This window comes from Leptolyngbya sp. FACHB-711, assembly GCF_014695615.1.
Classification (GTDB): Bacteria; Cyanobacteriota; Cyanobacteriia; order Elainellales; family Elainellaceae; genus Leptolyngbya_A.
This window is the reverse complement of the sequence record NZ_JACJOR010000453.1, coordinates 1-11,830: the sequence shown is the minus strand read 5'-3', so window position 1 is coordinate 11,830 and position 11,830 is coordinate 1. Positions and strand designations below refer to the sequence as shown.

The 11,830-nt window shown below is 51.0% G+C and carries 8 protein-coding genes; 6 read left to right on the top strand and 2 right to left on the bottom strand.

Going from position 1 to position 11,830, the window contains the following annotated elements:
* The coding region (locus H6F80_RS20445) for a PAS domain-containing protein (protein ID WP_190793365.1) at positions 1-2,207 on the bottom strand (2,207 nt) is incomplete at its 3' end.
* 531 nt (positions 2,208-2,738) lie between these two features.
* Between H6F80_RS20445 and uvsE the strand changes: the two genes are divergently transcribed.
* The 6 genes from uvsE to wecB all read left to right on the top strand — a co-directional run bounded on the left by uvsE (position 2,739) and on the right by wecB (position 9,565).
* The gene (uvsE, locus tag H6F80_RS20440) at positions 2,739-3,815 is read left to right on the top strand and encodes a UV DNA damage repair endonuclease UvsE (protein WP_242067479.1); all 1,077 of its coding nucleotides are present in this window, start codon (positions 2,739-2,741) and stop codon (positions 3,813-3,815) included.
* A 96-nt stretch (positions 3,816-3,911) separates the two neighbouring features.
* Positions 3,912-4,457, top strand: coding sequence for a Dps family protein (locus H6F80_RS20435; protein WP_199296710.1), 546 nt, complete (start codon positions 3,912-3,914; stop codon positions 4,455-4,457).
* 386 nt (positions 4,458-4,843) lie between these two features.
* The gene (locus H6F80_RS20430) at positions 4,844-5,026 is read left to right on the top strand and encodes a hypothetical protein (protein WP_190793364.1); all 183 of its coding nucleotides are present in this window, start codon (positions 4,844-4,846) and stop codon (positions 5,024-5,026) included.
* Positions 5,027-5,147: 121 nt separating this feature from the next.
* The gene (locus H6F80_RS20425) at positions 5,148-7,382 is read left to right on the top strand and encodes a PAS domain-containing sensor histidine kinase (RefSeq protein ID WP_190793363.1); all 2,235 of its coding nucleotides are present in this window, start codon (positions 5,148-5,150) and stop codon (positions 7,380-7,382) included.
* 41 nt (positions 7,383-7,423) lie between these two features.
* Complete coding sequence (locus H6F80_RS20420) at positions 7,424-8,263, top strand: MOSC domain-containing protein (protein ID WP_199296709.1); 840 nt, start codon at positions 7,424-7,426, stop codon at positions 8,261-8,263.
* A 186-nt stretch (positions 8,264-8,449) separates the two neighbouring features.
* Entirely contained in the window at positions 8,450-9,565 is a 1,116-nt protein-coding gene (gene wecB, locus H6F80_RS20415; RefSeq protein WP_190793362.1) for a non-hydrolyzing UDP-N-acetylglucosamine 2-epimerase, read from the top strand.
* A 59-nt stretch (positions 9,566-9,624) separates the two neighbouring features.
* On the opposite strand, the gene H6F80_RS20410 is transcribed toward wecB, so the two are convergent.
* Positions 9,625-11,382, bottom strand: coding sequence for a cadherin-like domain-containing protein (locus H6F80_RS20410; protein WP_190793361.1), 1,758 nt, complete (start codon positions 11,380-11,382; stop codon positions 9,625-9,627).
* Positions 11,383-11,830 lie beyond the last annotated feature (448 nt).

Genomic DNA, 11,830 nt, shown 5'->3' with positions numbered 1-11,830 from the left:
TCTTCAGTGTCGCTGCCAGAGTTTTGCCAGCAGGGATGTGCCTCTAGCTCTGCCTGGGTCATGCGAATAGGCTGATTGGTGTTGCAGACGATCGCATAGATGCCTTCTTCGGAGAGATTTGCGGCGTAGTTCTTCCAGTCCCGATACTTTTTTGAGGTGGAGATGTTGTAAACTGCGCCTGCCAGCGTGTCTCCGGTTTTTAGCACGGTGACGGCTTGATGAGCACCGATAATCGATCGCGCCTGAGCCGTGATCACTTGCAGCACTTCTTCGACCGAAAGAACGGCATTCACGGCGAGCGCTGCCTCGGTTAAGCCGCCAAGCTGCTGAGCATACTGCTGGGATTGTGCCAAAAGCCTTTCCCGTTCGGCTGCCTGGTTTTTTTGCTGGGTCACATCGGTCGCCACCCCATCCCAAAGAACTGAGCCATCCGGTTGGCGCTCGGGGCGAAAGGCATACCGCACCCACTTCAGCTTGCCTGACGGTAAGAGATAGCGACCTTCCCAGTGAATGGATTCTCCCGTGGCGATCGAAGTTTCAATCACCTGTTTTAGCTCTTCGCGATCGTCTGGGTGCAGCATTTGCCACAGCACCGTCACATTCTGCTGAATGACTTCGGGTTCTACCTCAAACAGAGTACGGCAGCTCGGACTGATATAGGGCACGGAATCTACGCCCTCGGCAGTGCGAACATAGCGACAGATTGCACCAGGAACATTGTGCGCCAATCGCTGAAATCGGGCTTCGCTCTCGCACAGGGCACGCTGAGTTCGCAAACTTTCGACTGCAAACCAGATGCGATCGGCAACTTCTTCGATCAGGCGAATTTCTGCGGTTGTCCAGGGTCGGGGCTGCGTGTGGCTAAGGCTCAGCACGGCAACCAAATGATTTTGCTTAATCAAAGGGACGGTCAGAGACGATCGCGTTTGTTCTGCCACCAGAGCTTCGCGGAAATGGGCACAGCGTGCATCGGTTGCGACATCTGCGATTGCCACGGTTTGTCCCTGTCTCAAGTCATCCAGATAATCGGAGCCATAGTTTGACATTTGATACTGGGTGGCAGGGTTGATGACGCCGTGACAAATTTGCGGATGAATCATCAGCCATGTTTCGGAAGCATCGACTTCGCCATAAATACAGCGATCGATCTGAAAATAACGGCTTACCAGGGCAGCTGTCACCTGAATTACCTGTTCCGGTTCGCTTAGAAGCCGCATCGAGTCATTCAGTTCCAGCAAAAACTGCTGCTGCTGCTCTAAAGACTTGCGGTTCGTGATGTCGTAAGCACTGCCCAAAATTTGCTTCGGTTGTCCAGTTGCAGTGCGGCTAAAAACCGTATCCCTGCCGCTAAACCATCGCCACTCGCCGTTTCGGTGACGCATTCGGTACTCGTTTTCGAGAAATTCTCCGTGCTGTAGCGATTGAAAGCGGGCGATGTGTTCCGGAAATTTGCTCAGATCCTCTGGGTGAATCAGCAAGGGAAGAAGACGATCGCCCAATTCCTGAATTTCAGCCGGAGTGTAGCGGAGCAATCGATAAATTTGTGAACTGACATAAACGTTGCACTGTTCGATCAAATCATAAATATAGAGGATGCCGGGTGTCGTCTCAGTAATTTGCTGAAGCAGCCATTGCTGTTCTCGCAACTGTTCCGTTCGCTGTCGCTGAATTACATTCTGTCGTTTTACTTCGGTAATATCGCGCAGATAAATCGAAAGTTCTTCCGAGGATGGATAAGCACGTATTTCTAACCAAATCTGAAGCGATGCGATAAATGCTTCAAACTCGATCGATTCAGGATAATTACCTGCTGGTGATCTATCTGCTGGTGATCTATCTGCTGGTGATAATTGACTTTCTTCAACTGCCTGTCGAAGCTGCTGTCTAATTTCTTCGGTGCCAGTTTCCTGAAATACGTCTTGCCATCTCTGACCCACTAACGATTCCGGCGATCGATGCAAAAGCTGCGCGGCGGCAGGGTTCACGTAAAAGATTGTCCAGCTTCCCTGCCCATCTTGCTTGCCAGCAGACAAATCGACTGCGATAAAAGCATCCGTCATTCGTTCTAAAACCTGGCGCGTCTGCGGATGCATTGTTTTAACTGAAGTGGATGAAGCCGATCGCGATTCTCTGCTAAGCCTGGTTTTTTTCGCTTCACCGCTCGTATTGCTCTCGTCGTTCCCGGCATTATTCACAGAGTGATTCACAGTTCTTTCCTCGCTGCTTCTTTTTTGATGCTTCAGGAAAGCGAGAATTGCCAGAAAAGACCGGACGAATTAGTTTGTCCGTGTGGGGGATAAAGCATAAACATAAAACGAGACAGGCTTTTAGCAGTATCGCAAATCTGATGGGAGTTTTGTAACATTATCATCTAAAGGGTTTGCCTTTTTCTCTCTATCGTAAGTAGGAAGCTTCTCCTGTTCCTGTCAGCAATCTATCGGAAAGGTGATGTTCTTACAGAACAGGTTCGATAACTAAGTTGCCCATCCAGATCTTGCAAAACTTCTGTTAAGCCAATCGCTGAAGCCGATCGTCTCAATTCATTTCTGTAACCCCCTCCCACCCGTTTCAAAAGGCTTCTCAAAAGATAGAGGGCGATCGCGTTGCAGTCCGTTTAGCTTAAGGAAATGCGATTAAACCAAAGATAAAACGGAACTGAACGTTTAGAAACGTCTAGAAAACGATCTAGAAACTTAGAAAACGATCGCATCAAAGAATTGCACTGCGAGACTGCGTTTATGGAGAACGAATCGACTGTTCAAACGTTGCCTGCGATGTCACCGCAAACTAATCAAATCTTGCCTAAGTTGGGGCTGGTTTGCATTACGGCATCTAAAGATGTTCGGTTTAAAACAACAACCCGCAAACGGCTGCTGCAACTAGAACCGGAAACCCAGGCGCAAATTTTACGCGAACTCTATGCTGAGAACCTGCGACGATTAAGGGTGGCGATCGAGTTTTGCCACAGCCGCAATATTTCGCTGTATCGTATGGGATCGGGAATGTTTCCCTTTGCAGACGATACGGTAGGAGAAGCCGTTTTACCAGAGTTTGCGGAGCCAATGCGGGCAGTGGGACAGCGGGCAAAACAGCTTGGCGTGCGGCTCGTGCTGCATCCCGATCAGTTTGTGGTGCTCAGCTCCGATCGCCCGGAAGTGATCGAAAACAGCATTAAAATTCTGGCAACCCATGCGCGAGTGATGGATATGCTGGGGCAGCCCCAATCGAACTGGGCGTTAATGAATATCCACGGCGGCAAAGGCGATCGAGCAGAGCGGCTAATCGACACCATTCGCAGCTTGCCGGACAACATTCGATCGCGGCTCACGCTGGAAAACGATGAATATACCTATGATGCCCGCCAGATTTTTGAGATTTGTCAGGCGGCGGGGGTGGCAATGGTATTCGATGCCCACCATCATGTGATTCACGAGCAAGTAGACACCTACGAAGACCCTAGCGTGGCAGAAATGCTGGAAGCGGCTCGCCAAACCTGGACAAACCCTGAATGGCAGTTAGTGCATATTTCTAACGGCGACAAGTTCTTTCGCGATCAGCGTCACAGCGATTACATCACAATCATGCCGAGCTGCTATCGATCGGTTCCCTGGATCGAAATCGAAGCAAAGCAAAAAGAGGAAGCGATCGTCAAACTACAGCAAGAGTGGCTTTATGGTCCGCCCGATGCAATGGTGCAGTATGCGCCCGTGATTCCTGCTGAGCCGATCGACGAATTGATGATCGAGGATGAGCAGCCCGAAGTGATGGAACTATCGGCGGAAATCGAAGAAGCGATCGTTGAGCAAATGGTGTAGCAAATACAAGAAAAACTGATCTCTCTGTAGGTTGATGCTCTTTCGAGGGGAAATTTGTTGAACTGGTAACTGGAGTGATTGTTAGGAACTTAAGCGATGATACGTAAGATTAACATTGGTTTAACAGAAGAGCAGCGTCAAGGCGTAATCGAGCTGCTGAATCAGGATTTGTCGAGTACCTATTTGCTGCTGGTCAAAACCAGAAAATTCCATTGGGACGTGGTTGGTCCTCAGTTCCGCTCTCTGCATCAGATGTGGGATGAGCAGTATCAAATTCTGACGGAAAATATCGATGCCATTGCTGAGCGAATTCGTGCGCTGGGCGGCTACCCGATCGGGACTGCCGCTGGTTTCGTAGAGAAGTCTCTGATCAAAGAAGAGCCGGGTCAAATTCCTTTGGCAACCGACATGGTGCTGCGACTGGTAGATGACCATGAGCAAATTATTCGCAGCTTGCGTGGGCACATCGACCAGTGTGGCGATGACTTTCACGATCAAGGTACAGCTGACTTCCTAACCGCCATTATGGAACAGCACGAAGAAATGGCATGGATGCTGCGCTCCTTTGTTGAAGGTCAGTCGCTTCAGCCAGATGGCTCTGTGTACGGTGACGATCGGATGAAGTCTGCGGCAACGGTGTAGTCAATACACGGCGACGCCAACTTGAAACAGCAAAGTTAAACAGACGGTGATGGTTATTTTACTAAGGCATTATCGCTCTGTGATCAAGTTCGATCGGTCATTCAGTCCCATATTAAGCCACTATTGAGTCACTATTGAGCTGATACTGAGCCGATCGTGGGCCCATACTAAGCCGATATTGAGATAGCGTGAGTCGGACTGCTTGAACATCTAAATTCTTTTCTTTATCCAGGTCTCCTGATCGGTAAGATGAACCATTCAGGAGATTCTTTTTGTTCTGCAAACCGTCCTACATCCTGTTCTGCAAACCGTTTACAAATCGTTTTGCATACTGTTCTACATACCGTTCTGCAAATCGTTTTACACCTTAAGCCGAGACGAAAACTATGCGCGACCCATCTGCAGAAAACCATCCCGCAGAAGATCTTTCAACTAATGACTTGCTCGATGAATATAGCCTGGAAGATGTGATGGAAGCACCCACCGAGGAATTTGATATTTCAGGACTGCCGATCGACGAATTTATCGAGCCGATCGCCGTTCCGCCCGATGGCGCAAAATCGCAGTGAGTCGTTACAATTCATTAAGTTTTCAGCGGTATAAAGCCCTCTTTTCAAGCTAATCTAACGGTGTACTGCCAGAACCCAAGTAGGCTGGAAAGGTAATCCTTCAGTTAACTCTTCGCCTATTGTGAGTCATTCTGGTCAAAATTTAGACGGTGACGTTGAACCATCTTTTGAATCCGCTGCGGATCTATTGAGGATCATTGCTCAACGGCTCGATCGCCTGCAAAGTAATCTGCCTCAGGGTAATTCGTCTGACCCGAACCACTCACTGAATCCGATCGAGGTTGGGAAACAGCTTCAAAATGATGCAGCCGCTCTGCGACAAATTGCCGATCGAGCGCAGTTGTCTGAACACCATTTGCGGCAGATGCAGGAGCGATTTTCTAAAGCCTTTTGCGCCAGTCCAGTCGCGATGTGTATTTCTCGTTTAGCTGATGGCTACTTTGTCGAAGCCAACGATCGCTTTCTGGAATTAGTCGAATATAGTCGCGAAGAATTAATTGGCAAAACCTCGATCGAGCTGAGCATTTTTGAACCACAGGAGCGGGCATTTTTGCTGTCGCTTTTGCTGCATACATCAGAACCAGTCGAATGGTGGTTTCACAGCCGCAGCCGCAAGAAACGACTTGCCCGGATTGCCTCAGAAACGATCGAACTGAACGACGAATTGCACTTGCTGGTGCTGGTTGAAGATATCACCGACTATCGCCGGGTTCAGGCAGACTTGCAGCAGCTTAATGAGGAACTGGAATCGATCGTACAGCAGCGCACTCAGGAATTGCAGGCATCGCAAACGGCACTTCAGAATAGTCAACGTCAGCTTGAAGCTGTTTTAGATAATTCCCCCCTGCTGATATATCTGCTGGATCTAGAAAATCGCCATTTGCTGGTGAACCGTCGCTATGAGGAATTGGTCGGGCGATCGCGGCAGGAGTTGATTGGCTTTTCTGCCGAGTCTGTTTGGGGCAGTGCTCGGGCTGGAACGGGAGATTATCTTGCCGAAACTGTGTTTGAACATCTTCAGCAGGTGCGAGACAGCAGACAGCGAATCGAAGTCGAAGAAGTGCTGTATATCCATCAGCAGCAGTGCGTTTATCTTTCCAACAAGTTTCCCTTATTCGATGATCAGGGCAATCTCTACGCTGTGGGCGGCATTTGTCTAGACATTACCGGGCGGGTGCGGATCGAGGAAGAGCGCAAACAGGCACAGGCAGCCGTGGCACAGCGAGAACGGGAGTATCGCACCCTGGTTGAGAATTCGCCTGATGTAATTATGCGCGTTAACTGGGAAGGACAATTTCTCTATGTCAGTCCCAGTTTTTCGCGTACTTTCGGCGTTCCGCAGCAGGACTGTATTGGCAAAACAAAGGGCGAAATCGGTCTTTCGTCCAACCTCAGCGACTTGTGCTACCCGCAGCTTGAGCCGGTATTCGATTGCCAAGAACCGCAAACGATCGAATTTCCGATTCACACATCGCAAGGTCCACGATTTTATCAGTCGTGGGCGGTTCCAGAACTGGATGAACAGGGAAATGTGATTTCTGCCTTGATTATTGGACGGGATATTACCCAGATCAAGCAGGCAGAACAACGGCTTCAGCAGGCGATCGCCGAGCTAGAGCGAGTCAACCGACTCAAAGATGAATTTCTCAGCACGGTGTCACACGAACTTCGTACGCCCGTTTCTAATATGAAGCTGTCGATGCGGATGCTGGAAGTGGCAATGCAGCGGGCAAACTTTGAACCTGACGCTCGCTTGCTTCAATATCTGTCAATTTTGAACCAGGAATGCGATCGCGAAATTAACTTAATTAACGACCTGCTCGACCTGCAAAAACTAGAAGCTAACAAACGCGAACTGACTCTGGAACCGATCGATCTGGAAAACTGGTTGCCCCGCCTGATCGAACCCTTTCAAGAACGCGCCCAAAACCGTCAGCAGCAGTTGCGGCTTGAGTTGCCCAAGAGCTCTCTGCCAAAGTTGACCAGCGATCCCAGCAGCCTCGATCGCATCCTGGCAGAACTGCTGAACAACGCCTGCAAATACACGCCGCCGGGAGGGCAGATTGTGCTGCAAGCCGCCCTTGACTCGCAAAAGATTCTGCTGACAGTTTGCAATTCAGGCATCAAGATTCCGATCGATGAGCTGCCCCGAATTTTTGACAAGTTCTACCGCGTTCCCAGTACCGATCCCTGGAAGCAGGGCGGCACAGGCTTGGGGCTGGCACTGGTGCAAAAGCTGGTGGAACATTTGCAGGGCGCGATTCAGGTCGAGTCTAGCGCAGCCCAGACTGTATTTACCGTCACGTTACCGCTCAATCTGCCGATCGATATTCTTCCGGTTAGCCAAAATGATTGAGCGATAGACTATGAACTGACCTTCAAAGACAGATCGCCGCCATGTCTGCTTCTCCGTCCGCTTTGTCGAATCCCATACTGAGTGCCGTTCATATTTACCCAATCAAGTCCTGTCGTGGCACAGCAGTCACCTCCGCAGAACTCACGCCCTGGGGCTTGCAGTGGGATCGTCAGTGGATGGTTGTCACGCCCGAAGGCGAGTTTTTGACGCAGCGGACTTTGCCAGAGTTGGCATTAGTGGAACCTGTGATCACTGCAGATTCGCTGTATCTGATGGCTCCTGGACAGCGCGATTTCCTTGTACCTTTGCAGCAGCCTGACTCGGCGGCAGAATCTGCAAAAACAATCAAGGTCAGGGTTTGGGGCGATCAATGTGAAGCGATCGATCAGGGCGAAGCTGTCGCTCAGTGGTTCAGTCGGGCAATGGGTATTCCCTGCCGTCTCGTGCGAATCGGGGCAGGATACGATCGTCCGATTGATGCCAAATATGATCGGGGACAAACGGCTCAGGTCAGTTTTGCCGACGGTTATCCCCTGCTGCTGGTCTCCGAAGCCTCGCTCGATGACCTGAACCGACGACTTGCTGAACCCCTGCCCATGAACCGCTTTCGTCCCAATCTTGTTGTATCGGGCTGTTCTGCCTATGCCGAAGACGAGTGGCAGCAAATCCAGATTCAAAACGTGCCGCTTGATGTTGTGAAGCCCTGTACTCGCTGCATTATCACCACCATCGACCAGGAAACCACCGATCGCGGCAAAGAACCCCTGGCAACGCTGGCAACCTATCGCCGCTGGGAAAATGGCGTCATCTTTGGGCAAAACCTGATTCATCGCAGCAGGGGCACGCTTGCAGTGGGCAGCCCGGTACAGATTCTCGGCTAAGATTTTGGGCTGGAATTTTGGGTTGGTTTGGGCTGAATTGATCGCTTTTGCCATAGCAGCGCAGCCAATTCGACGTAGGATGTGTTAGGCGTAGCCGGGAGCGGCGATGTCCCGGGCACTCACCCCCTACTTCTCAAGCACACGCTCAGGCTGTTACGCTCGCAGTTGTCTTTTTGATTCATGGTCATGGCAAATCCACCCATTCGGATCTGTATTATTCTCGGCACTCGTCCTGAAGCCATTAAACTTGCGCCCGTGATTCGGCAATGTCGAGAGCAGGCTGACTTTGAGACGCAGGTTGTGCTGACCGGGCAGCATCAAGAAATGGTGGCGCAGGTGATGGATTTGTTTGGTCTGCAAGCTGACTACGACTTGGCAATCATGCAGCACGGGCAAACCCTCACCGATATCACCGATCGCACCCTGCGCGGCTTAGATCGCTTCTTCCAAGAAAAGCAGCCGCAGATGGTGCTGGTTCAAGGTGACACGACGACTGCATTTGCGGCAGCTCTGGCAGCGTTCTATCAAAAAATTCCGGTCGGGCACGTCGAAGCGGGACTGCGAACCAACGACTTGTTTAACCCCTACCCTGAAGAAGCGAATCGGCGATTGATTTCCCAGATCACCCAGCTTCACTTCGCACCTACCCAGCTTTCGGTGCAGCACTTAGAGCGATCGAGCGTGATGGGCAAAATTCACCTCACGGGCAACACGGTCATCGATGCGCTGCTCACGGTTGCCGATCGCCAGCCTGCTTGCGATATCTCCGGATTGGACTGGCAAAGTTGTCGAACGATTCTGGCAACGGTGCATCGGCGGGAAAACTGGGGCGAACCCTTGCAGGACATCGCTCACGGCTTCTTGCAAACGCTGGAAAAATTTCCCGACGCTGCCCTGCTGTTGCCCCTGCACCGCAACCCCACCGTACGCGAACCGCTTCAGGCAATCCTGGGCGATCATCCCCGCGTCTTCCTCACCGAACCGCTGGACTATGCAGAACTTGTCGGCGCGATCCAGCGTTCCTATCTGCTGCTTACCGACTCTGGTGGACTGCAAGAAGAAGCTCCTAGTCTGGGCAAGCCGGTGTTGGTGCTGCGCGAAACCACCGAACGTCCAGAGGCGATCGACGCCGGAACCGCCAAGCTAATTGGTACAGCATCCGATCGCATCCTGGAAGAATCGGCAAACCTGCTCAGCAATCCAGTGGCATATCGCACGATGGCAAATGCGGTCAATCCGTTCGGGGATGGTCATGCCGCCGAACGGATCGTGAAAGCCGTGAGAGAGTATTTTCAAGAATGATGCTCTATGTCTCGCGCTCCTTCGCTCTCGGTTGGAGAAGGGCGGGGAGATGAGGGAGTTTAGCCGATCGTGATATTCAGCGTGCCATCGGTTGAGAGTCCGCCATCGCTGACGCTGAAGCCAAAGCTGTCGCTGCGGGTTGCGCTGTCGTACAGAAACACCTGATTCGGATTGTTCAGGCTGTTACCACCGAGCCACATCAGAGTTGAACCCGAAATCGAAGCCGCTCCTTCTTGCACTGCACCACCATCAAGCTGAGCCAGCGCACCCGCCCGATACACAAAGGTCTTCACCTGACCAGGAACGATCGATTGGCCCACAATGTCCGAACCCGACAGCCCGGTCAGCTGAGCATTGCTGGGCAGGCTACCCGTAAGCTGTTGCTCGGTGCGAGTGCCGAGGTTGAACAGGTAAATGCCGTCGGCAGTGCTGCCGCTGGTCTGGTTGCGGATAAAGGCGATCGTGTTTCCGGCAACGATCGCATTCGTATCGTTAAAGACCGCACTGCTGTTAACGTTTTGGGCAGAAATGGGCGAAGTGGGGTTGGTGTTATAGAGAATGTCCGTGTCGCCCGTTGCGCTGTAGCGTCTTTCCCAAACTACCGTGTTGCCTGTGATGCCCTTTAACGTGTCGGCGTAGCTGGCGGCATTGCTGCTTGCCTGAGTCACGGTGCCGCTGCTCAAATCTGCGAAGTAAATGCCGTTATCGCGCAGGAATGCCGCTTTATTTCCAGCTAGCAGGGGTTGATTGTCGCCGTTGCTGGTGCTGTTGTTGAGCGTGCCCGTTGCGCCATTGCTCAGATTATAAAACTGGACGCTGCTCTGATTGCCCGATCGCTTTTGCCATACAACGTGAGAATCCGAAATTTGGGGTGCGGAGTCTGCGCTGCCGTCGTTGGTGAGTTGCAGCGTTTGTCCGGTGCTGCCCTTGTAGAGGTAGATTTCGGCGTTTGCGCCCGCGCCGCTCTGCCAAACCACATTATCACCAGCGATTTGCGGCTTGCTGTCTGTCACTGTGTTGTTGGTGAGCTGCTGCACGCTGCTGCCGTTGAAAAGGAAGATTTCCGAGTCGCCTGTACCGTCTTGAGCTGACCAGACTGCGTTAACACCTGCCGTCTTGAGGCTGTTTGCGTCAATGGTTCCGCTGGCGATCGCCTTTGTCGAATTTTGCTGATAGCTGATGCGGTTGGCATCCAGATCTGCCTGGGTGAAGGTGCTGCCTGCGCTCAGCCGATTGCCGTTGAGGAAGAGGCTACCCAACTTGGGCAAATTCTTCACGGTATAGGTCAAATCTCCTGCGCCCTGCTGGGCATCAATGGCTCGAAGCGAGTTGCGAGAAATCGAAGCCGTACCGCCTCGACCGATCGCAATGCCATTGCTGAAGAGGGAAGGAGCAGTATTGTCTTCCACGCCTGGCTTCACTACAGGTGAGCCGCTCGGACCGTTTGGGCTAGGAATAAAACGATTCACGGCACCCGTACTCATACTGAGCCGATAGCCAGTTGCACTCTGTTTGTTACCCTTGACGCGCAGGAAATAGGTTCCCGGCAGAAGTTCATTGACATTAATCCGTTCTGCCTGTTGTCCAAGACGCTGGGATTTCTGCAACAGCTTTCCTTGACCATCAAACAACGACAAATCGGCGTTTGCTTTCAGTCCTTTCAAATTAGCAGTAAAGCTGCTTCGATTCGTTACATTAAGGCGAAAATCATCGAAGGCATCTCCGCGACCACCAATTCTTTCATTCCATTTTGTAGAGATATTGGAAACTTGGATCGAGCGGGCTTTGAAAAAACGGTTTCCTGTATCTTTTAACATGACGATTTTCAGGGGGCTGCACGTTTGTACATTGATCAACAACAGTAAGCAACGGAAAGTTTCCAGAAGCAATCGCGGAAAACTATTTAAAGCTTCCTTAAAGCACTAGCCGCAATATAAATGAATGATGAAAACCCTGATGTTAGGGGATGGCAAAATCCCCGGAAAGTCGCTCCAGCACTGAGGAGCATTCATCTGTGACACTTTCCATTACTGTCTTAATTCTATTCCAACAAAGCTTGAGAAAAATAAGCTCTGTCACTTGTGAGATATTTTGAAATGTTCTTTAGAGCTACCGTAAAGCTAGGACTTATTCTTTGTTAATTTGCTGAGAGTTTTACTCCTTTTGAGCGATCGTTTAATCAAACAATAAAAAACTCTAAGCCTCAAGATTGAGAGCCTAGAGCCAAAAGATAGAAACGGGTTTCGGATTAGATTTTAAGAGATT

Excerpts from the sequence above, each read along its gene's own strand:
- uvsE (WP_242067479.1), top strand. The coding sequence starts at position 2,739 with ATGGAGAACGAATCGACTGTTCAAACGTTGCCTGCGATGTCACCGCAA.
- H6F80_RS20435 (WP_199296710.1), top strand. The coding sequence starts at position 3,912 with ATGATACGTAAGATTAACATTGGTTTAACAGAAGAGCAGCGTCAAGGC.
- H6F80_RS20430 (WP_190793364.1), top strand. The coding sequence starts at position 4,844 with ATGCGCGACCCATCTGCAGAAAACCATCCCGCAGAAGATCTTTCAACT.
- H6F80_RS20420 (WP_199296709.1), top strand. The coding sequence starts at position 7,424 with ATGTCTGCTTCTCCGTCCGCTTTGTCGAATCCCATACTGAGTGCCGTT.
- wecB (WP_190793362.1), top strand. The coding sequence starts at position 8,450 with ATGGCAAATCCACCCATTCGGATCTGTATTATTCTCGGCACTCGTCCT.
- H6F80_RS20410 (WP_190793361.1), bottom strand. The coding sequence starts at position 11,382 with ATGTTAAAAGATACAGGAAACCGTTTTTTCAAAGCCCGCTCGATCCAA.